18 protein-coding genes are annotated in these 20,636 nt (G+C 72.7%); 1 reads left to right on the forward strand and 17 read right to left on the reverse strand.

The window, feature by feature from the left end:
* Positions 1-71: 71 nt before the first annotated feature.
* The 17 genes from DS079_RS05865 to DS079_RS05945 form a co-directional block, all read right to left on the reverse strand.
* Positions 72-1,478 carry an NAD-dependent succinate-semialdehyde dehydrogenase gene (locus DS079_RS05865; protein ID WP_126985650.1) on the reverse strand — a complete coding sequence of 469 codons (1,407 nt, stop codon included), beginning with the start codon at positions 1,476-1,478 and terminating at the stop codon, positions 72-74.
* A 13-nt stretch (positions 1,479-1,491) separates the two neighbouring features.
* Positions 1,492-2,697, reverse strand: a complete 1,206-nt coding sequence (doeA, locus tag DS079_RS05870) for an ectoine hydrolase (RefSeq protein WP_126985652.1) — start codon at positions 2,695-2,697, stop codon at positions 1,492-1,494.
* Positions 2,697-3,956 (reverse strand): aspartate aminotransferase family protein, encoded by a 1,260-nt coding sequence (locus DS079_RS05875; protein ID WP_126985654.1) that lies wholly within the window; start codon positions 3,954-3,956, stop codon positions 2,697-2,699. Before DS079_RS05875 ends, doeA begins: the two co-directional genes overlap by 1 nt.
* A 137-nt stretch (positions 3,957-4,093) precedes the next feature.
* Entirely contained in the window at positions 4,094-5,032 is a 939-nt protein-coding gene (locus DS079_RS05880; RefSeq protein ID WP_126985656.1) for an SDR family oxidoreductase, read from the reverse strand.
* Positions 5,033-5,138: 106 nt separating this feature from the next.
* Positions 5,139-6,038 carry a carbohydrate ABC transporter permease gene (locus tag DS079_RS05885; RefSeq protein WP_126985658.1) on the reverse strand — a complete coding sequence of 300 codons (900 nt, stop codon included), beginning with the start codon at positions 6,036-6,038 and terminating at the stop codon, positions 5,139-5,141.
* The gene (locus DS079_RS05890; RefSeq protein ID WP_053915817.1) at positions 6,035-6,985 is read right to left on the reverse strand and encodes a carbohydrate ABC transporter permease; all 951 of its coding nucleotides are present in this window, start codon (positions 6,983-6,985) and stop codon (positions 6,035-6,037) included. Before DS079_RS05890 ends, DS079_RS05885 begins: the two co-directional genes overlap by 4 nt.
* Entirely contained in the window at positions 6,982-8,376 is a 1,395-nt protein-coding gene (locus tag DS079_RS05895; protein WP_126985660.1) for an extracellular solute-binding protein, read from the reverse strand. Before DS079_RS05895 ends, DS079_RS05890 begins: the two co-directional genes overlap by 4 nt.
* 136 nt (positions 8,377-8,512) lie before the next feature.
* On the reverse strand, positions 8,513-9,124 hold the full coding sequence (locus DS079_RS05900) for a hypothetical protein (protein ID WP_126985662.1): 612 nt from the start codon (positions 9,122-9,124) through the stop codon (positions 8,513-8,515).
* Positions 9,121-9,537: an NUDIX domain-containing protein gene (locus DS079_RS05905; RefSeq protein WP_082358564.1), complete on the reverse strand. Its 417-nt coding sequence runs from the start codon at positions 9,535-9,537 to the stop codon at positions 9,121-9,123. The genes DS079_RS05900 and DS079_RS05905 overlap by 4 nt, the downstream gene beginning before the upstream one ends.
* A 128-nt stretch (positions 9,538-9,665) precedes the next feature.
* A complete protein-coding gene (locus DS079_RS05910; RefSeq protein ID WP_010551507.1) occupies positions 9,666-9,944 on the reverse strand; it encodes a PLDc N-terminal domain-containing protein in 279 nt (92 codons plus the stop codon).
* A 25-nt stretch (positions 9,945-9,969) separates the two neighbouring features.
* Positions 9,970-10,833 (reverse strand): TM2 domain-containing protein, encoded by an 864-nt coding sequence (locus DS079_RS05915; RefSeq protein ID WP_126985664.1) that lies wholly within the window; start codon positions 10,831-10,833, stop codon positions 9,970-9,972.
* A gap of 146 nt (positions 10,834-10,979) precedes the next feature.
* Positions 10,980-13,199: a bifunctional cytidylate kinase/GTPase Der gene (gene der, locus DS079_RS05920; RefSeq protein WP_126985666.1), complete on the reverse strand. Its 2,220-nt coding sequence runs from the start codon at positions 13,197-13,199 to the stop codon at positions 10,980-10,982.
* A 20-nt stretch (positions 13,200-13,219) separates the two neighbouring features.
* Positions 13,220-14,329, reverse strand: coding sequence for a prephenate dehydrogenase (locus DS079_RS05925; protein WP_126985668.1), 1,110 nt, complete (start codon positions 14,327-14,329; stop codon positions 13,220-13,222).
* Positions 14,326-15,228: a pseudouridine synthase gene (locus tag DS079_RS05930; RefSeq protein ID WP_126985670.1), complete on the reverse strand. Its 903-nt coding sequence runs from the start codon at positions 15,226-15,228 to the stop codon at positions 14,326-14,328. Before DS079_RS05930 ends, DS079_RS05925 begins: the two co-directional genes overlap by 4 nt.
* The gene (locus DS079_RS05935; protein WP_126985672.1) at positions 15,228-16,100 is read right to left on the reverse strand and encodes a ParA family protein; all 873 of its coding nucleotides are present in this window, start codon (positions 16,098-16,100) and stop codon (positions 15,228-15,230) included. The genes DS079_RS05930 and DS079_RS05935 overlap by 1 nt, the downstream gene beginning before the upstream one ends.
* 173 nt (positions 16,101-16,273) lie before the next feature.
* Positions 16,274-17,275: a site-specific tyrosine recombinase XerD gene (locus DS079_RS05940; RefSeq protein ID WP_126985674.1), complete on the reverse strand. Its 1,002-nt coding sequence runs from the start codon at positions 17,273-17,275 to the stop codon at positions 16,274-16,276.
* A gap of 4 nt (positions 17,276-17,279) precedes the next feature.
* Entirely contained in the window at positions 17,280-18,230 is a 951-nt protein-coding gene (locus DS079_RS05945; RefSeq protein ID WP_010551500.1) for a heme o synthase, read from the reverse strand.
* 284 nt (positions 18,231-18,514) lie between these two features.
* Here DS079_RS05945 and tkt point away from each other — a divergent pair, with 284 nt between their 5' ends.
* Positions 18,515-20,614: a transketolase gene (gene tkt / locus DS079_RS05950; protein WP_126985676.1), complete on the forward strand. Its 2,100-nt coding sequence runs from the start codon at positions 18,515-18,517 to the stop codon at positions 20,612-20,614.
* Positions 20,615-20,636 lie beyond the last annotated feature (22 nt).

Genomic DNA, 20,636 nt, shown 5'->3' on the forward strand with positions numbered 1-20,636 from the left:
TCTCCCCGCACAGCACAGCCCGACGGGGCCGCACCGCGCGAGCGGTGCGGCCCCGTCGTCGTCCCGGTCCCTCAGCTCCGGGCCGGCCCCACCCAGACCTGTTGGGCGTTGACGAACTCCCGGATCCCGTGCGGGCCCAGCTCCCGCCCGTAGCCGGAGCGCTTGATGCCGCCGGAGGGCAGGCGCGGATCGGTCTTGACGATCCCGTTGACGCTCACCTGCCCGGCCTCGATCCGGCGCGCCATCGCCTCGCCGCGGGAGGTCTCGGTCCAGATGCTCGCACCGAGCCCGTACGGGGTGTCGTTGGCGAGGGAGAGGGCGTGCTCGGCGTCCTCGGCGACCATCACGGAGGCGACCGGGCCGAAGGTCTCCTCGGTGCAGGCGCTCATCCCGGCCTCGACCCCGGTCAGCAGCGTGACGGGATAAAAGAAGCCCTCCGCCGTCGGCATCTCGCCGCCCAGGACGAGCTCCGCCCCCGCCTCGACGGAGGTGGTGACCTGGCGGTGGAGGTTCTCCCGCAGCTCGGCGCGGGCGATCGGGCCCACCTGCGTGGTCTCCTCGCGCGGGTCGCCGACGACGAGCGCCGCGAGCTGCGCGGCGAGCAGCTCGACGAAGCGGTCGTGGACGGGCCGCTCGACGATCACCCGCTTCGCGGCGATGCAGGACTGGCCGGCGTTGATGATGCGGGAGAGCGCGGCGACCCGCGCGGCCTCCTCGAGGTCGGCGTCCGCCAGCACGAGGCACGGGTCCGAGCCGCCGAGCTCGAGCACGGCGGGCTTGATCTCGCTCGCCGCGATCGAGGCGACGACGGCGCCGGCCCGGTCCGAGCCGGTGAAGGACACCGCCTGGATGCGCGGGTCGCGGATCACCTGCTCGACGTCGGCGGTCGCGGCGTGGAGCGTCTGGAACACCCCCTCCGGGGCGCCGACGGCGCGGAACGCCTCCTCGATCGCGGCCGCGCAGCCGGGGACGTGGGGATCGTGTTTCATCACCGCCGTGTTCCCGGCCATGAGCGCGGGGGCGGCGAAGCGGAAGGCGAGCCAGAACGGGGCGTTCCAGGGCAGCACCCCCAGCACGGTCCCCAGCGGCAGGTGCTGGACGTAGGAGGAGCTCGCGTCGGAGGCGATGTGCTGGTCGGCGAGATAGTCGGCGCCGTGGGCGGCGTAGTGCTCGGCCGCCCATGCCGCCTTGCCCACCTCGCCTCGGGCCTCGCCGATCGGCTTGCCCATCTCCTCGCTCATCAGCGGCGCGAGCTCCTCGACGTGCTCGCGCAGGTGGGCGGCGACGGCCTCCAGCAGCGCGGCCCGCTCCTCGAAGGAGGTCTCGCGCCAGGCGAGGAAGGCGCTGCGGGCGCGGTCGAGGACGGCGTCGATCTGTGCGGGCGTGGCGGCGGGCACCTCGCGGACGACGGCGCCGGTCGAGGGGTCGACGGCGGTGAGCGCCGTCCGGGGCGAGGCCTGTGTGCTCTGCGTGGTCATGGTGCTGCTCCTCTCAGGGGCGGGGCGTGCCGGCCGCGGCCGGGAAGGATCGGGCGGAGCTCTCGTGGACGGTGAAGTCCTCCGGGAGCGTGAGGAAGGAGGCGCAGCCGTCGGCGGTGATCCGGACGGTGTCGGAGATCCCGACGGTCTTGTCCCCGTCGACGCCCCACATCCAGGGGATGAGGTGGAAGGTCATCCCCTCCTCGAGCGGCCGCTCGTCGCCCTCGAGGAGGGAGAGGATGTACCCCTCGTCCCAGGAGGGCGGGAAGGCGATGCCGATGGAGTAGCCGGCGCGGGTGGCGAGGCTCGCGCCCACGTCGTTGCTCTCGATCATCCGTCGGGTCAGCCGGTCCACCTCGGAGACCGTCACTCCCGGCCTCATGAGCGAGCGCAGCTCCGCCAGGGTGTGCTTCATGAGGTCCTGCGCGGAGCGCATCGAGTCCGAGAGCGCGCCGTTGACGACGGTGCGCATCATCGCGGCGTGATACCGGCGGTAGCAGCCGCCCACCTCGAGGAAGACGTGCTCCCCGGGGCGGATCATGCGCCCCTCCCAGGTGGAGTGGCCGATCATCGAGCGCGGGCCGGAGGCGACATAGGGCATCACCGCCGGGAACTCCCCGCCTGCGCGGAACATCGCCGAGGCGATCGCGGCGGCGACCTCGTTCTCGGTGGCGCCGGACATGGCGGTGTGCAGGCCGGCGGCCATGCCGGCCTCCCCCGCGTAGGCGGCCAGCTGCATCACCTCGATCTCCGCCGGGGACTTGCGGATCCGCCCCTCCTCGACGATCCCGAAGCAGTCCACGAGGCCCTCGCCGAAGGCGTCGTGGAAGCGGTCCTGCTGATGGGCGGGGAAGTAGTAGCTGTTGCGCTCGTAGCCCACCCGGGAGTCCGCCAGGCGCAGGTCCCGCAGGGTGGAGACCAGCTCGAGGATCGCGTCGCCCGAGTCGGGATAGGCGCGGGAGTGCTCGAGCCAGGTGCGGGAGACGACGTTGGACTCCTCGAGCGCGCGGGTGATCATCACCGGCTCCGCCTCCAGCGGCACGATCAGGGCCTGGAAGAAGGAGTACCCGGTGGTCTGGTGGTCGGTGAGGTACATCAGGTTCTCGGGGTCGCTGATGATCACCGCGTCCAGCTCCCTGGCCGCCATCCGCTCCCGCAGCTCCCGGATCCTCCGCTCGTACTCCTCCGGCGCGAAGGTCATGTCCTCGCGGCGGCGCATCACGCCTCCTCCAGCGCGGCGGCGATCGCCGCCTCGAGGATGTCCAGGCCCTCGGCGAGGTCGTCCGGCTCGATGATCAGCGGCGGGATCAGCTTGATCACCCGGCCGCCGCTGCCGCAGGGGCCGAACAGCAGGCCGCGGTCGAAGCACTCCCGCTGCAGGCGCGCGTTCAGCGCACCGTCGCCGGTGTCCAGGGCCTGCATCATGCCGCGTCCGCGCACCACCCAGCCGCGGTCCGGGTGGGCATCGGCGATCGCCTGGAGGCGGGTGCGCATCTGCTCGCCCTTCTCGAGGACCCCCTCGAGGAAGGCGTCGTCGGTGAAGAAGTCCAGCGCCACCTTCCCGGCGACGAAGGAGAGGCCCTGTCCGCGGAAGGTGCCGGTGTGGGCGCCGGGGCTCCAGTGCCGGTCCACCTCGGGCTTGTTGAGGTTCATCGCGATCGGGGTGCCGAATCCGCCGAGTCCCTTGGCCAGGGTGATGATGTCGGGGTCCAGCCCCATCCCGTCGAAGGAGAAGTAGCTGCCGGTGCGGCCGATCCCCGCCTGGATGTCGTCGATGACGAAGAGCGCCCCGTGCTCACGGGCGAGGTCCTGGACCTGGTGGAGCCAGTCCGGGCTCGCGACGTTGACCCCGCCCTCGGCCTGCACGACCTCGACGAGGAAGGCGGCCGGGGGCAGCAGCCCGCTCGAGGGGTCCTTCAGCGCCGCGGCGTACTCGGCCAGCGCCGTGTCCCCGCCGGGCGCGGTCTCGAACGGCAGGCGCAGGATGTTCTCCAGCGGCACCCCGGCCCAGCGGCGGAAGGCGTCGTTCGCGGTCGCGGCGAGCGAGCCCAGCGTCATGCCGTGGAAGCCGTGGCTGAACGCGACGATCTCGCGCCGGCCGGTGGCGGCGCGGGCGAGCTTCATCGCGGCCTCCACGGCGTTCGAGCCCGTCGGCCCCATGAACTGCAGGCGGTGGTCCATGCCGCGCGGCGCGAGGACCACCTCGTGGAAGCGCTCGACGAAGTCGCGCTTGGTGGTGGTGTAGGTGTCGAGCGAGTGCGCGACCCCGTCGGCCTCGAGGAACTCGATCAGCGCCTTCTTCATCGCGGGATGGTTGTGGCCGAAGTTCAGCACCCCGGCCCCGGCGAAGAAGTCGATGTAGCTGCGACCCTGCTCGTCCACCTGACGCGCGCCGGAGGCGGAGGCGAAGACCGTCGGGTAGTTGCGGCAGTAGCCGCGGATCTCGGATTCGTGGTTCTCGAAGACGGCGGTGTCCATGGGAGACCTCTTCCTGCTCAGGAGGCGGCCCGACCTCCCCGTCCGGGCCGAGAGCGAAGGCCGCCTCTCGGTGCGATGCGGCCCGGTGTGATGACCTTCACAGGCGGGGAGGCTCCCCGTCAAGCACGGCGCGCCGCTCAGAACACGGGGCGGCCCCCGGTGACGCCGAGCACGGTGCCGGAGACGTAGCTCGCCTCCTCGGGGTTGGCCAGGAACACGTAGGCCCCTGCGCACTCGGCGGGCTGCCCTGCACGGCCCAGGGGCGTGTTCGCCCCGAAGGCGACGTAGTCGTCCGGCACGCGCGTCGCGACGTTCAGCGGGGTCCAGATCGGCCCCGGGGCAACGGCGTTGACGCGGATACCGCGAGGCCCGAGATCCCCGGCGAGGTTGACGGTCAGGTTGTTGATCGCGGCCTTGGTCGCGGCGTAGTCCATGAGCGGCACGGACGGGTCGTAGCTCTGGATCGAGGAGGAGTTGATGACGCTCGCTCCGGGTCGGAGGTGCGGGGCCGCCTCCTGGGTGAGCCAGAACAGCACCTCGAGGTTCGTGGTGAGGGTGCGGCGCAGCCGTTCGGAGGTGATCCCCTCCAGGCCCTTCGGCTCGGCCCTGCCCCATTGGAAGGCCGCGTTGTTCACGAGCACGTCGAGACGGCCGAGCTCCTCGACAGTTCGACGAACGAGGGAGCGCGCATGCTCCTCGTCGCGGAGATCGCCGGGCAGCAGCAGGGCACGGCGTCCGGCGTCCTCGATCCACCGCCGGGTCTCCTCCGCGTCCTCCTGCTCCTCGGGGAGGTAGGCGATCGCCACGTCGGCGCCCTCGCGGGCGTAGGCGATCGCCACGGCCCGGCCGATGCCCGAATCACCCCCGGTGATCAGGGCGGCCATCCCCTCGAGTCGTGCGTGTCCGACGTAGCTGCGCTCGCCGTGATCGGGCACGGGGCTCATCGGTCCCGTCAGTCCGGGCGGCTCCTGGTCCTGCGGGGAGAAGGCCGGCTCGCCGCCGGAGGTCGAGAGCTGCTCGGCGCGCTCTGCCACTCGGGAGAGCACGCGGTCCTGGGACGGGTCCTGCTCGGTCACGGGAGCCTCCTGGGGCGGTGGGACGGATGCGGGACGCCCACGCTACCCACCACGGGCCCCGGCCGCCGAGGGCCCGAACGCCCGGTCGGTCCCGGACCGGGCCGGCTCAGCCCTTCACGCCGCCCGCGGCGGCGAAGCCCTGTCCGAGGTTCCGGCCCAGGAACAGGTACAGCACCACCACCGGCAGCGAGTAGAAGATCGAGAACGCGGCGAGCTGGCCGTAGGCGACCTGCCCGTACTGGGAGGAGAAGGTGTACAGCGTCACCGCGGCGGGGAGCTTGTCCGGGCTCAGCAGCAGCATGAAGGGGACGAAGAAGTTCCCCCACATGGAGACGAAGGTGAAGATCGTCGCCACCGACAGGCCCGAGCGCATCAGCGGCAGCACCACCGACCACAGGGTGCGCAGCACCCCCGCTCCCTCGGTCCACGCGGACTCCTCGATCTCCAGCGGCACCCCGTCCATGAACCCCTTGGTGAGGAAGATGGCGTAGGGCAGGGAGCTCGCCCCGAGGAACAGGATCGCCCCGCCCATCGAGTCGATGAGGTTGACCTGCACGAACATCGAATAGACCGGGATCATGATCGCGGTGATCGGCAGACCGGTCGAGAAGATGATCGTCAGCAGCAGCGGACGCTTGGCGCGGAAGCGGTAGCGGGAGAGCGGATAGGCGCACAGCACCGCGGAGACCATGGTGAGGATCGTCGCGCCGCCGCACAGGATCAGCGAGTTCCCCAGCGGCCGGAAGGTCGTCTCCTCGTTCCAGATCGCCGCGTAGTTGTCCAGGCTCCAGCGCTGCGGCCAGGCCACCGACAGCGAGGCCTCGGTGTCGAAGGAGGCCAGCACCACCCACAGCAGCGGCACCAGGAACGTGATGCCGATCGCGGCCATGACGAGGTTGCTGGCGAGCTTCGTGCCGGCGGCGCGGGAGCGTCCCTTGCGGGGTGCGGGACGAGCGGCCGACGCACCGCCCGCGGGGGCGGTCGTGGTCGTGGGAGCGGCGGTCATCGCTTGTCCTCCTCGGGCAGCAGGCGCAGGTAGGCGATCGAGGCCAGCGCCCCGATCAGCAGGAGCAGCAGGGCGACGGCGGTGCCGTAGCCGAGCTGCCCGTAGGAGAACGCCTGCTCGTACATGTACAGCGGCAGGGTCTGGCTCTGCCGGGCGGGGCCGCCGCCGGTCATGATGAAGATCAGTCCGAATACCGACAGGGTCTGCAGGGTGGTCAGCATCAGGTTCGTCGCGATGGCGGGCCGCAGCAGCGGCACGGTCACCGAGACGAAGCGACGCACGGGCCCGGCGCCGTCCAGCGCCGCGGATTCGTACACGTCCCCGGGCACGGAGCTCAGCGCCGCGGAGTAGACCAGCATCGAGAACGCCGCGCCGCGCCAGATGTTCGCGAAGGAGACCGCGATGATCGGGGCGCTGAACAGCAGCTCCTGCCCGGGCAGGCCGATCGAGGTGAGCAGGGTGTTCAGGCTGCCCTCGTCGGCGAAGAAGGTGTAGAGCAGGTAGCCGGCGACCACCTCGGGAAGGATCCACGCGGCGATCACGATCGAGGTGACCGCGAAGGTGACCAGCCGGTGCGAGCGCTCCATCAGCAGGGCCAGGCCCATGCCGAGCAGGTTCTGTCCGAGCACTGCGGAGATCAGCGTGAACACCAGCGTGAGGACGACCGAGTTCCAGAAGTCGCCGTCGGCGAAGGCGTCGGTGAAGTTCTGGACGCCGACGAAGCTCGTGTCGGAGGCGCCGTCGCCGCGGATCGCGGAGTCGGTGAAGGCGAGGTAGAGCGAGTACAGGATCGGGCCGAGCATGAAGCCGAGCAGCAGCAGCGCGGCCGGGAGCATCGGCACGGCGCGCATCGGCGAGAGCCCGTCCCCGAGCCGGGTGCGTCGGCCCCCGCGGCGCGGGGCGCCGGCCCCTGCAGCGGGGCGGGTCGTGGTGTCGGTCGCGGTCATCCCTGGGCCTCCTGCACGTTCTCGGGGCCGACGATGTCGCGCACCGTCGCGTCGTACGCGGCGGCCGCCGCCTCGGGCTCGCTCCCGGTGAGCACGGCCTCCATCGCCTCCTGGAGCGCGGAGGAGACCTCCGGGTAGGCGGGCAGCGCCGGCCGGTAGTAGGCGGTGTCCAGCAGTTTCGTGAAGTACTCGACCGCCGGGGAGTAGCTGAGGTACTCCTCGACCTCGGCGACGTCGTTGCGGACGGAGATGTGGTTGTCCGCGATCGCGTAGTCCACGAGGGTCTCGGTGGAGACCAGCGTCTCGAGGAAGCGGAAGGCCGTCTCGCGGTCGGTGACGTGCTGCGGGATGGACAGGCCCCAGCCACCGGCGAGGGTGACGGTGCCGGTGCCGCCGCCGTCCTGGGTGGGCATGTCCGCGAGCCCCACCACCTCGGGCCATTCGGGCCAGGGCCGGCCGGCGGTCTCGGTCCAGTTCTGCGAGATCCAGGAGCCGTCGATCAGCATGCCGAGCTTCGCGTCGGGCAGCAGAGAGGTGTAGATCTGCTCGGAGATGTTGGGATCCAGCAGCTGGCCGAGGGAGGCGGTCAGCTCCTCGTCCACGACGGTCTTGAGGAAGGCGAGGGAGTCGATGAATCCCTGCGAGCCCAGCACCCACTTCTTCGTGTCCTCGTCGTACAGGCCGGTGCCGTCGCCCGTGCCGTACAGCAGCATCTCGAAGCCCTGCATCGAGGCCTTCTCGCCCTGCGGGGTGCCGGCGAACATGAAGAACGGGATCGCCTCGGAGCCCGAGTCCTTGATCGCGCGGGCCGCCTCGAGGATGTCCTCCCAGGAGGTGGGCTGCCAGTCGGCGGGCAGGCCCGCCTGCTCGAACACCTCGCGGTGGAACCAGATCGCACGGGTGTCGGTGGTGATCGGCACCCCGTAGACCTCCCCGTCCTCGCCGGTGACGGCCAGCTTGGACGCCTCGGCGATGTCGTCCCAGTGGTCCCAGCCCTCGACCAGGTCGGTCATGGGCTGGAGGTATCCGGCCCCGACGTCGGACAGGAGGATGAAGGAGTCCTCGTAGACGAGGTCCGGGCTCGTCCTCGGGGAGCTCATCAGCAGCTCGTTCTTGGTGAAGTAGTCGTTCTCCGAGGCGACGATCGGCACCAGGTCGATCACCAGCTCCGGGTTCTGCGCGGAGAACGTCTCCGCGGCGCGCTCGATCCACTCCTGCTTGATCGTGTTGGAGCCGAACTGCTGGAAGGCGATGCGCAGGGTGCCCGCGTCACGCCCTCCTCCGGAGCAGCCGGCCAGCGAGGCCAGCGGCAGCAGGGCGGCGGCACCCGCGGTGAAGCGCAGGAAGGACCGGCGGTCGGTGCCTGTCCGTGGGGAAGGGGTCGGGGCCACGAAGACCTCCTCGTCGACGTCTCTCAGGCCCTGAGAGTAGCGGGTGAGACCCGTCACGCCGGGAAGACGGTGCGCCCCGGCGCGTCGCACGTCCTGCGTCCTCCCCTCCCCTGTCCCGTCCTCCCCGGCGGTGCCCTCAGCCGCGGGCGCGGCCGACGCCCTGCGCGCGCTCCGCGTCGGCGTAGCGCATGCCGGTCGGGACCTGTGCGAGCTCGAACCAGGACGCGGCGCGCGGGAGGAGGCGCACGTCCTGCCAGGGGATCTCGAAGTCGGGCGCCTGCCAGAGGGTCAGCGCGATCTCCGCGCGGCGTCCGGCGGCGACCAGCAGCAGCCGTCGCAGGCGGGAGAGCGGATGGGAGTCGGCGCGGGCCGCCTCGGGGATCGCGACCGCTCCGCCGAGGTCGAGCGGCCACACCGTCTCGCCCCAGTGCAGCTCCGCCCGCTCGGGGGTGCCGGCGATGACGGCCGGCGGGCGCAGGTCCGCGGCGGCGACCGGGACGGGCGCGAGGGGCTCGCCCCGCTGCAGCACCTCGTGCTGCACCCAGGCGCCGGGCAGCAGGAGCTTCTCGCCCACGTGGACGTCGACCAGCAGCGCCTCGGCGAAGGGGCGCAGCGCCTCGCTGAGGCGTCCCGCGCGGGCGAGGTCCCGTCGCGGCGCGGCGATCACCCGCACCACGGCCTGGTCTCCCGGCCGGTCGGTCAGCGGGATCCGCACCCGCGTGCCGGGGAGGGGATTGCCCGTGCTCATCGGCGGAACCTCGCCTCGGCCCGGTCCTCGAGGGCGAGGGCGAGCTGCTCGCGGAAGCGGTCGTTCATCGGCGGCAGGTCCTCGACGGGGCACCAGAGCGCCTCGGTGTTCTCCCCGTCGGCCGGGAAGGGCCGCTGGGAGTCGTCGGCCTCGCACAGGAAGCAGATGTCGAGGTACTGGGCGCGGTCCCCGTTGGGGTAGGTGATCTCCGGCAGGGCGCGCATGTCCAGCAGGCGCAGGGCGGTGCACGCGATGCCCGCCTCCTCGGCGACCTCGCGCTCGGCGGCGCGGGCGGGCTCCTCCCCCGGGTCGACAATCCCGGTGACCGGGGTCCAGCGGCCGTCGTCGGCGCGGCGCACCACGAGCAGGCGGGTGCGTGCGGGGTTCAGGACGACGGCCGTGACGCCCGGCATCCACAGCAGCTCGTTGCCGATCCTCTCGCGCAGCGAGAGGACGAAGTCCGGGGTGGCGATGATGCTCCTCCTGGCAGGGGTCGACGGGGTGCGGCCGCGGCCGGCGGCGGCGGGGACGGTTCCCGGGTTCAGCCGGTGCTCGCGGCGATCCCGAAGATCCCCAGGATCGCGATGCCGAACACGAAGTAGGCGAGGATCCCGAGGATCACGAGCCCCACGATCACGCAGAAGACGATCCAGCCCACCTTGTTCATGGTGCGCGCGGAGCGGGGGTCGGACTCCATCTGCACCAGGGCGATGATCCCGAAGATCGTGGGGATCCACCCTCCGCACAGGAAGCCGAGCACGATCAGCAGGATCGCACTGGTCTGGATCGAGCCGCGATCGGGAGCGGGCGGGAGCGTCATGGGCGTCCTTCCGGGACGGGTGGGATCAGTCCCTCAGCGGGCGGCCATGGGCGTCCCGCTCGAAGGAGGGGGACTTGGCGAGGACCATGATGCCCTCGACGAGACCCCAGATGGTCGTGATCGGGGACAGCGTGAAGCAGCTGAGCACGGTGACCAGGACCTGCACCAGGCCGATGGCGGTGTACCCCATGAGGAAGCGGTGCACGCCGAAGGCGCCGAAGAAGATCCCCAGGACCCCGACGAGCACGCGGCTCTGCGCCTCGCCCTGCACGGGCGCCGCACCCGGCTGGGCGGCGTGGCCGGCGCCCTGCGCACCGTCCTGAGGGAAGCCCTGGGCGCCTGCGGGGGCGCCGTAGGGAGAGCCCTGGCCGTACGGGGAGGCCTGGCCGTAGGGGTCGGAGCCGGGCGCCTGGCCGTAGGGATCGGCGGCGGATCCCGTCGCGGGCGACCACCGCTCCTCGCCAGAGGCGTCGGCGTGGGGATCAGAGGCCGACGCCCCGGAGGCGGGGCCGTAGGGCGAGGCCTGGCCGTACGGGGAGGCCTGGCCGTACGGGGAGGCCTGGCCGTAGGGCGAGGCCTGGCCGTAGGGCGAGGCGTCGCCGGAGCCTCCCGGCTGGCCGTACGGATCCTGCTGGCCGTAGGCCTCCTGGCCGGCGGGCGCCTCGGCCTGCCCGAACGGGTCCTGCCCCGCGGGGGCGGCGAAGGGGTCCTGCGCGCCCTGTCCCGGCGCGGGCTGTCCCGCCGGTGGCTGCGCCCACGGGTCCTGGCCGCCGCTCGGCGCGGCGTAGGGGTCCTGGCCCGCGCCGGGCGCCTGCCGCCCGGAGGGGTCCTGCGGGGCGAAGGGGTCGTGCTGCGGGGTCCAGGAGCCGTCGTCACCGGTGTTGCTCATGGGCGCCACGATACGTGCCGCCGGCGGTGCCCGGCATCTCGGCGCGCTGGGCCCCCGGGGCACCCGGCGCAGCCCCCCCCGACGACATCGCCCCGCCCCCGCCGCAGCGGGAACGGGGCGTCCACGGAGCCGCTCGACGGGTCCGCTCAGCGGCGGCGCTTCTCGCGGATCCGCACACCGATGACGATCGGGGAGCCGGTGAACTCGAAGTCCTCCCGCAGCCGTCGCTCGATGAAGCGGCGGTAGCCGTGCTCGAGGAAGCCGCTGGCGAAGACCACGAACCGCGGCGGACGGGTGCGGGCCTGCGTCGCGAAGAGGATCCGGGACTGCTTCCCTCCGCGCAGCGGATGGGGGTGCGCGGCGACGAGCTGGCCCAGGAAGGCGTTGAGCCGGCCCGTCGGGATGCGGCGGTCCCAGGACTCGAGCGCCTTCTCGAGCGCCGGCACGAGCTTCTCGGAGTGGCGGCCGGTGGCTGCGGAGATGTTCACGCGCGGCGCCCAGGCGACATGGCCGAGGTCCCGCTCGATCTCCCGCTCCAGCGCCTTGTGCCGCTCCTCGTCCAGCAGGTCCCACTTGTTGAAGGCGAGCACGAGGGCGCGCCCGGACTCCAGGACCATGTCGATGATCTTGAGGTCCTGGGTGGAGATCGGCTCGTTGGCCTCCAGCAGCACGACGGCGACCTCGGCGCGATCCAGCGCCGCGTGCGTGCGCAGCGAGGCGTAGTAGTCCGCGCCCTGGGACTGCGCGATGCGGCGACGGATCCCCGCGGTGTCCACGAAGGTCCACTCCTTGCCGCCGAGGACGATCTTCTCGTCCACGGGGTCGCGGGTGGTGCCGGCGATGTCGTCGACGACGACGCGCTGCTCCTTCGCGAGCCGGTTCAGCAGCGAGGACTTGCCGACGTTGGGGCGGCCGACGAGGGCCACGCGCCGCGGGCCGTGGTCGACCGGCGCTCCCCGACCCTCCTCCGGCATGGCGGCGACGACCGCGTCCAGCAGGTCTCCGGAGCCGCGGCCGTGCAGGGCGGAGACCGGGTACGGCTCGCCGAGGCCGAGGTTCCACAGCGCCGCGGCCTCGAGCTCGCCGCGCTGGTCGTCGACCTTGTTGGCGACCAGCACCAGCGGCACCCGCGCCTTGCGCAGCACCTTCAGCAGCTGCTCGTCGGTGGTGGTGATGCCGACGTTCGCATCGACGACGAACATGACCACGTCCGCGAGGGAGACGGCGACCTCGGCCTGCTCCGCGACGCGATAGGCGATGCCCTGGACCCTGTCCTCCCAGCCGCCGGTGTCCACGAGCCAGAAGTCCTTGCCGGACCACTCCGCCTCGTAGAAGACGCGGTCGCGGGTCACGCCGGGACGGTCCTCGACGACAGCCTCGCGGCGGCCGAGGATGCGGTTGACCAGCGTGGACTTGCCGACGTTGGGGCGGCCGACCACGGCGACGACGGGCAGGTTCCGCCGCGCCTCGGGCTGCAGCTGCGCCTCCTCGCCGCCGCCGAGCAGGGCGAGGTCCTCCTCGTCGAGCTCGTAGTCGGACAGGCCCGCGCGCAGCGCCGCCTCGATGTCCTCGTCGCTCGGGCCGTCGGCCCCTGCCTCGACCGCGACGGGCACCGCGGGGGCGGGCTCGGCCGGGCCGTGCTCGGCGGTCTCGTCGGCGGCCTCCGCGGCCGCGACCAGCATCAGCACCTTCTCGACGACGTCCTCGATGCCGAGGCCGGTGGTGTCGATCTGCTCGACGCCCTCGGCGGCGGTGAGGAACTCGGAGACGGAGGAGTCGTCGCGGTCGCGGCGCAGCACCTGGTCGGCCATGCGCTCGCGCGTCTCCTCGGTGTCCTCGAGGCCGAGCTCCGCGGCGCGGCGGCGCATCCGCTCCTCGTCCGAGGCGGTCAGCAGCACCCGCACCCGGGCGTCGGGGGCGACGACGGTGGTGGTGTCACGGCCCTCGGCGACGCAGAAACCGCGCTCGGCGGCGGTGGAGAAGAGCACCTCGCGCTGGCGGCGCTGGAGGATCGGGCGCACCAGGGTGTTCGTCGCGACGGCCGAGACCTGCTGGGAGATGCGCTGCTCGCGGATCGCGGCGGTGATGTCGGTGCCGGCGACGACCACGGTGGCCCCGGCCGGGTCGGTGCCGAGGTCGAGGTCGATCTCCTCGGCGACGCGGGCGACGGCCTCGCGGTCGGCGAGGTCGACGCCGTCCTCGAGGCAGGCCCAGGCGATCGCCCGGTACATCGCGCCGGTGTCGAGGAAGCCTCCGTCCAGCGCCTCGGCGACGAGGCGGGAGACGGTCGACTTCCCGGAGCCGGCCGGACCGTCGATCGCGATGGTGATGCCCTCGGCGGGGTCGTGCGGCGCGCTGGTGTGCATTCCAGAAGGATACGGGGCGCTCAGGCCCCTGCGACCCTCCAGCCGCGCACCGCGAGCTCCCGCGTGAGCAGGTCCTCACGGGCGGCGTCGATCGCGACGTGGGCGAGGCCGACCTCGCGCCCCAGCTCGTGCTCGAGGCGGAGGTCCTCGAGGTTCACGCCGATCTGCCCGATCTCGGTGAGCAGACGCGCGAGCTCGCCGGGCCTGTCCGGCACCAGCACCACGAGGGTCGTGAAGGCGTCGGTCGCCCCGCCGTGCTTGCCCGGGATACGGCGCACGCCGCGATTGCCCTCGGCGATCAGGTCGGCCAGGGCGCGTCGGGACCCGGTGCCCGGGTCGGGGTCCCCCTCGAGGGTCACCAGAGCCCCGCGCACCGCCTCCAGGCGGTCCGCGATGGAGGAGAGCACCGCGCCGACGGCCCCGGCGTTCGCGCCGAGGATCTCGACCCAGAGCCGCGGATCGGAGTCCGCGATCCGGGTCGTGTCCCGCAGCCCCTGCCCGGCCAGGCCCAGCGCCTGCTCGGAGGGCTCCAGCAGGGTCGTGGCCAGCAGGCTCGAGATCACCTGCGGCACATGGGAGACGTGCGCGACGGCGGTGTCGTGCGCCGCGGCGTCCAGCACGATCGGCACGGAGCCGATCTCCGTCGCCAGGCCCTTCAGCACGCTGACCGCGTCGGGGAGCGTCTCCTCGTGGGGGACGACGACGAAGGGCCGGCCCTGGAACAGGTCGGCGCGGGCGGCGATCACGCCGGAGACCTCGCGACCCGCCATGGGGTGGGCGCCGATGTAGCGCGGCAGGTCCTCGGGCCGGGCGAGGCGGCGCAGGCCCTCGAGGACGGTGGTCTTCACGCTCGCGACATCGGCGACCAGCGCGTCCGGCCAGCGGCGCAGCGCCCCGTCGACGATGGACGCGGCGACGTCGGGCGGCGCGGCGACGAGCACGAGCTCCGGGTGGCGGTCCCCGGCGGCGGGCAGCTCCCCCACGCCGAGCTCGACCGCGAGGGCGGCGGTGCCCGGGGAGACGTCCTCGACCTGGACCTGCACCCCGGCGCGGCGCAGCGCCATGCCGAGGGAGCCGCCGATCAGCCCGGTGCCGATGATCCGCACGGGCGAGGGGACGAGGGTCCTCACAGCCCGACCTCCGCCATCAGGGTGCCGAGCTCGCGATCGGTGAGCTCGCGGGTCTCGCCCGGGGCGAGCTCGCCGAGCAGCACGGGACCGATCCGCGTGCGGACCAGCGCGGTGAGATCGAAGCCCTGGGAGGCGAACATGCGGCGCACGATCCGGTTGCGCCCCTCGTGCAGGGTCACCTCGACCACGGCCTCGCGGCCGTCCTGGGCGAGCACCCGGGCGCGGTCGGCGCGGGCCGGGCCGTCCTCGAGCTCGACGCCCTCCCGCAGCGCCTTCACGAGCCCGCGCGGCGGGCCGCCCGGCGCGTCGAAGCGGCACACGTAGGTCTTGTCGACCTCGAAGCTGGGGTGGGTCAGCCGATGGGCGAGCTCGCCGTCGTTTGTCAGCAGCAGCAGCCCCTCGGTCTCGTAGTCCAGGCGGCCCACGTGGTAGAGACGCTGGGAGTAGGCGGCGGTGAACTCGGTGAGGTCGCGGCGCCCCTCGGGGCCGCTCATCGCGGAGACGACGCGGCGGGGCTTGTTCAGCACGACGGTGAGCTTCGCGTCGTCGAGCTGGAGCCGGCGCCCGTCGACGTGGACCACCTGGGACGCGGGGTCGATGCGCACGCCCTGCTCGTGGACGACGGCGCCGTCCACGCGGACCCGTCCGGACGAGATCAGCGCCTCGCAGGCGCGGCGGGAGCCGAAGCCGGCGCGGGCGAGCACCTTCTGCAGACGCTCGCCGTCCTCGCGGTGGACCTCGGGCTCCTCGCCGTCCGCCGCGGGCAGGCGCGTGCCCTCGTCGTCGCGCAGCCGGACCTGCCGGGGCGGGGTGAAGGCGCTGCGCCGGCGGGCCGGCTTCCCCGCGCCGCCGCGTCCCGCTCCTCCGCCGCTGCCGCGGCGCGGCCGCTGCCCGGCCATCAGGCCGCGGCGCCGCGCGAGATCAGCTCGCGTGCGAGCTGCCGGTAGGCGGCGGCGCCCTTGTTCGAGGTGGCGAAGGAGATGATCGGCTCCGCGGCGACGGAGGCGTCGGGGAACTTCACGGTGCGGTTGATGGTGGTGTGGAAGACCTTGTCGGGGAACGCCTCGACCACGCGCTGGCACACCTCGCGGGCGTGCAGCGTGCGCGGGTCGAACATCGTGATCAGGATGCCGTCGAGCTCGAGGCGGGGGTTGATGCGGTCCTGCACCTTCTCGATCGTCTCCACCAGCAGCGCCACGCCGCGCAGCGCGAAGTACTCGGCCTCCAGCGGGATGATCACGCCGTGGCTCGCGGCGAGGGCGTTGACGGTGAGCAGGCCCAGCGAGGGCTGGCAGTCGATGATGATCACGTCGTAGTCGTCGGCCACGGGGCGCAGCACACGGGCCAGCGCCATCTCGCGGGCGACCTCGTTGACGAGGGTGACCTCGGCGGCGGAGAGGTCGATGTTCGCCGGGAGCACATCGAGGTCCTCGGTGTCGGTCTCCTGGATCACCGAGCGCACGTCGTGGCCCCGCTCCATGAGCAGGTTGTAGACGGTCACGTCGAGGTCGTAGGGGTTCACGCCCAGGCCGGCGCTGAGCGCGCCCTGGGGGTCGAGGTCCACCAGCAGCACCTTGCGGCCGAGCTCCGCGAGGGCCGCGCCGAGGTTGATGACGCTCGTGGTCTTCCCGACCCCGCCCTTCTGGTTGACCATCGAGATGATCCGGGCCGGCCCGTGGGAGTCGAGCGCGGCCGGCTCCGGGAGCTCCGGCATCGGCCGGCCGGTCGGGCCGAGATCGATGTCCAGCTGCTGGGGGGAGGTCGGGCTCACGTCGTTGTCCTGTCGTCGGCGTCGTGGTCTGGTGCGTGCACGCCGCGGGGCGAGCGGGCTCCGGAGGTGCTCCGGTCCCAGCCCGGGGAGGGACGGCTGCGCGTCGGTCCCCGCGCCACCCGCGGCGAGCCCCCGGCGGCCGGGGCCGGTCGGGGGCGTCGTGCCGCCCAAGTCTAAGCCCCCCGCCGGGCGCGGGGGTGGGCGCCGGCGTGCGTCTCGCGGAGGGAGTCGACCGTCACCTGCGTGTAGAGCTGGGTCGTGGTGACCGAGGCGTGGCCCAGCAGCTCCTGCACGGAGCGCACGTCGGCGCCGCCGTGCAGCAGATGGGTGGCATAGGAGTGGCGCAGCGTGTGCGGGCTGATCGGCTCGGGGAGGTCCTCCAGCTCGGCGTCGCGGGCGCAGCGCTGCACCACCTGCCAGGCGGCCTGGCGGGTCAGGCGGGTGCCGCGGGCGCCGAGGAAGATCGCCGGGGTGCCGCGACCGCGCGCGGCGAGGGCCGGGCGGCCCCGCGTGAGATATGCCCCGAGCGCCTCGGCGGCGAAACGGCCGACGGGCACCACCCGGTGCTTGTCCCCCTTGCCGCGCAGCACGGCGGAGCGCCCCGGCAGGTCCACGTCGTCGAGGTCCAGGCCGGTGACCTCGGAGATCCGTGCGCCGATGCCGTAGAGCAGCTCGAGCAGGGCGCGGTCGCGCAGGGCGCGCTCGGTCGCGTCGCGCCCGGTGCCGGGGCGTCCGGCGGCCTCGAGCAGCGCCTCGACCTGGTCGAGGGTCAGCGGGTGCGGGAGGCGTCGCGGCAGGGTCGGGGTCGGGACCAGGCGGGAGGGGTCGCCGGTGGTGGAGACTCGCTCGGCGTCGAGGAAGGAGTGCAGCCCGCGCACCGCGGCGAGGGAGCGGGCGGCCGAGGCGGCGGAGAGCGGGGTCCCCCCGTCGGCCCCGGTGCGCAGGGACTGCAGCCACTCCCCCAGCTGCTCGGGGTCCACCGCGGCGGGGTCGACCTCGCGGCGCGCGAGGTCGACGAGGTAGCGGCGCAGATCACGCCGGTAGGCCGCCAGGGTGTTCTCGGACAGGCCCCGCTCGATGCGCAGGTGGCCGAGGTACTGCTCGAGGATCCGCCGGTCGCCCGGGCGCAGGGGGTCCTCCTCGCCCGTCGGGCGCGGGGCCTCCCCGGAGCTCATGGGGTCAGAGGGTGACGAAGGGGTCGATCGCGAGGGCGACGAAGAGCACCGTGAGGTAGGTGATCGAGCCGTGGAAGACCTTCATCGGGGCGAGGGCCTTCCCGGAGAGCCCCTGGCGGACCCGCAGCGCGTAGCGCACCACGAGGAAGCCGAACCAGGCGCCGGAGGCGGCGGCGGCGACGCCGTACACCCAGCCGGTCTCGCCCAGCGGGATGATCGCGAGGCTCGAGGCGATCATCAGCGCGGTGTGCAGCAGCATCTGGCGGGCGACGTTCGAGCGCGAGGACACCACCGGCAGCATCGGCACGCCCGCGTTGGCGTAGTCGTCCTGGAACTTCTCGGCCAGCGGCCAGTAGTGCGGCGGCGTCCAGAAGAAGATCACCAGGAACAGCAGCACCGCGGTCCAGGAGACGGTGCCGGTGACCGCAGACCAGCCGATCAGCACCGGCATGCAGCCGGCGATGCCGCCCCAGACGATGTTCTGGCTGGTGCGGCGCTTGAGGATCATCGTGTAGAAGACGACGTACAGCAGGATCGCGCCGACCGCGAGCGCAGCGGAGACCCAGTTCACCAGCAGGCCCAGCCACAGCGCGGAGACCGCGGAGATGGTCAGGCCGAAGATCAGCGCGGCGCGCGGGGTGACGGCGCCGGAGGGGATCGGACGCTTCCGGGTGCGCTTCATCTTCGCGTCGATGTCGCGCTCGAGGTACATGTTCAGCGCGTTCGCGCCGCCCGCGGCGAGATAGCCGCCGACCATGGTGGCGATGATCAGCCACAGCGAGGGGAACCCGCCGGCGGCGAGGAACATCGTGGGGATCGTCGTGATGAGCAGCAGCTCGATGATCCGCGGCTTGGTCAGCGCGACGTAGGCGCGGAGGGTGGAGCCGACGGTCCGCGGACCGCGCCCGCCGTCCTGGCCTGCGCCCCGCAGCTGAGCTCCCTGGGTGGCGGTCACCGCCCACCGTCCTTCCTCCTGGTCACGGCACGCGGCCGACGAACCACCCCAGTCTAGGTGCTCGCCCGCGGCGGCGGGGCGAGGCGCGGGGTGAGAGTGGGCACCGTCCGCCACGGCAACAGCCTGGACGCGCATGACCTCGCCCCACCGCCCGGACTAAGGTGAACCCCGTTGCCTCCCGTGCGGAACGCGCACGTCGCAGCCGGTCATCCGGCGCCGTGCGGAGAGGTCCGTCTTTCCGAGCGGCCGTCCAGGCCGCATCCCGGCGAAAGGATGTCCACGACATGACGGAGAACTTCACGGCCCCCGAGGGCTGGACCGAGCTCGACAAGCGGGCGGTCGACACCGTCCGCGTGCTGGCCGCCGACGCGGTCGAGAAGGTCGGCAACGGCCACCCCGGCACCGCCGTCAGCCTCGCCCCGGCCGCGTACCTGCTCTACCAGGACGTGATGCGCCACGATCCGACCGACCACGCGTGGCTCGGCCGCGACCGCTTCGTGCTCTCGGCGGGCCACTCGAGCCTGACCCAGTACATCCAGCTCTTCCTCGGCGGCTTCGGCCTCGAGAAGAAGGACATCGAGGAGCTGCGCACCTGGGGCTCGAAGACCCCCGGCCACCCCGAGAACTTCCACACCGAGGGCGTGGAGATCACCACCGGTCCCCTGGGCCAGGGCATCTCCTCCGCCGTCGGCATGGCCATGGCCCAGCGCCGCGAGCGCGGCCTGCTGGATCCCGAGGCGGCGCCCGGCACCAGCCCCTTCGACCACTTCACCTACGTCATCGCCTCCGACGGCGACCTGCAGGAGGGCGTCTCCTCCGAGGCCAGCTCCCTCGCGGGCACCCAGCAGCTCGGCAACCTGATCGTGCTCTGGGACGACAACGAGATCTCCATCGAGGGAGACACCTCCATCGCCTTCACCGAGGACACCGCCGCGCGCTACGAGGCCTACGGCTGGGACGTGCGCACCGTGGACTGGACCCACGGGGGGACGGAGTACGGCGAGGACGTCGCCGCGCTCAAGGACGCGATCCTCGAGGGCCAGAAGGTCACCGACAAGCCCACCTTCATCCGCCTGCGCACCGTCATCGGCTGGCCGATCCCGGAGCTGGCCGGCTCGCACTCCGTGCACGGCGCGAAGCTCGGCGCCGAGGGCGTGAAGGGTCTCAAGGAGGCCGTCGGCTTCGATCCCGAGCAGACCTTCCAGGTCGACGAGGACGTGCTGGCCCACACCCGCAGCCTCGCGGACCGCGCCGCGGAGAAGAAGGCCGAGTGGGACAAGGGCTACCAGGCCTGGCGCTCCGCGAACGCGGAGAAGGCCGCGCTGCTGGACCGCCTCCTCGCGCGCGAGCTGCCGGGCGGCTTCGCCGAGGCGATCCCGACCTTCGAGGCCGACGAGAAGGGCGTCGCCACCCGCGCCGCCTCCGGCAAGGTCCTCGGCGAGCTCGCCGAGGTCATGCCCGAGCTGTGGGGCGGCTCCGCCGACCTCGCCGGCTCGAACAACACCACCATGAAGGGCGAGCCGTCCTTCCTCCCCGCCGAGCTCAGCTCCTCCGAGTTCGCGGGCGACCAGTACGGCCGCACGCTCCACTTCGGCATCCGCGAGCACGGCATGGGCGCGATCCTCTCCGGGATCTCCCTGCACGGACTGACCCGCCCCTACGGCGGCACCTTCTTCCAGTTCGCGGACTACATGCGCGGCTCCGTGCGCCTGGCCTCGCTGATGAAGACCCCGGTCACCTACGTGTGGACCCACGACTCCATCGGCCTGGGCGAGGACGGCCCGACCCACCAGCCGGTCGAGCACTTCGCCGCCTACCGCGCGATCCCGAACCTCTCGATCGTCCGCCCGGCGGATGCGAACGAGACCGCGCAGGCGTGGAAGGTGCTGCTGGAGCGGGACAACGGCCCCGTCGGCCTGCTCCTGTCCCGCCAGGCGCTGCCCACCTTCGACCGCAGCGAGTACGCCGGTGCGGAGAACGTCGCCAAGGGCGGGTACGTCATGAAGGACGCCTCCACCGGCGAGCCGAAGGTGATCCTCATCGCGACCGGCTCCGAGGTGCAGTACGCGGCCGAGGCGCAGAAGCGCCTCGAGGCCGCGGGCACCCCGACCCGCCTGGTCTCCATGCCGTCGGTCGAGTGGTTCGACGAGCAGGACGAGGAGTACAAGGAGTCGGTGCTTCCCTCCTCCGTGACCGCCCGCGTCACGGTCGAGGCCGGCGTCGCCATGCCCTGGTACCGCTTCCTCGGCGCGCACGGCCGGGCCGTGTCGCTCGAGCACTACGGCGCCTCCGCCGATGCGAAGACGCTGTTCCGCGAGTACGGCTTCACCCCGGAGGCCGTCGTCGAGGCCGCCGAGGAGTCCCTGGCCGCCGTCGGCGCCTGATCCGCCGCGGGGGGGGGGCCCC

The sequence above is a fragment of the Brachybacterium paraconglomeratum genome (assembly GCF_003994255.1).
In the GTDB taxonomy this organism is placed as follows: domain Bacteria; phylum Actinomycetota; class Actinomycetes; order Actinomycetales; family Dermabacteraceae; genus Brachybacterium; species Brachybacterium conglomeratum.

Excerpts from the sequence above, each read along its gene's own strand:
- DS079_RS05865 (WP_126985650.1), bottom strand. The coding sequence starts at position 1,478 with ATGACCACGCAGAGCACACAGGCCTCGCCCCGGACGGCGCTCACCGCC.
- doeA (WP_126985652.1), bottom strand. The coding sequence starts at position 2,697 with ATGCGCCGCCGCGAGGACATGACCTTCGCGCCGGAGGAGTACGAGCGG.
- DS079_RS05875 (WP_126985654.1), bottom strand. The coding sequence starts at position 3,956 with ATGGACACCGCCGTCTTCGAGAACCACGAATCCGAGATCCGCGGCTAC.
- DS079_RS05885 (WP_126985658.1), bottom strand. The coding sequence starts at position 6,038 with ATGACCGCCGCTCCCACGACCACGACCGCCCCCGCGGGCGGTGCGTCG.
- DS079_RS05890 (WP_053915817.1), bottom strand. The coding sequence starts at position 6,985 with ATGACCGCGACCGACACCACGACCCGCCCCGCTGCAGGGGCCGGCGCC.
- DS079_RS05900 (WP_126985662.1), bottom strand. The coding sequence starts at position 9,124 with ATGAGCACGGGCAATCCCCTCCCCGGCACGCGGGTGCGGATCCCGCTG.
- DS079_RS05905 (WP_082358564.1), bottom strand. The coding sequence starts at position 9,537 with ATGCCGGGCGTCACGGCCGTCGTCCTGAACCCCGCACGCACCCGCCTG.
- DS079_RS05910 (WP_010551507.1), bottom strand. The coding sequence starts at position 9,944 with ATGACGCTCCCGCCCGCTCCCGATCGCGGCTCGATCCAGACCAGTGCG.
- DS079_RS05915 (WP_126985664.1), bottom strand. The coding sequence starts at position 10,833 with ATGAGCAACACCGGTGACGACGGCTCCTGGACCCCGCAGCACGACCCC.
- der (WP_126985666.1), bottom strand. The coding sequence starts at position 13,199 with ATGCACACCAGCGCGCCGCACGACCCCGCCGAGGGCATCACCATCGCG.
- DS079_RS05930 (WP_126985670.1), bottom strand. The coding sequence starts at position 15,228 with ATGGCCGGGCAGCGGCCGCGCCGCGGCAGCGGCGGAGGAGCGGGACGC.
- DS079_RS05940 (WP_126985674.1), bottom strand. The coding sequence starts at position 17,275 with ATGAGCTCCGGGGAGGCCCCGCGCCCGACGGGCGAGGAGGACCCCCTG.
- tkt (WP_126985676.1), top strand. The coding sequence starts at position 18,515 with ATGACGGAGAACTTCACGGCCCCCGAGGGCTGGACCGAGCTCGACAAG.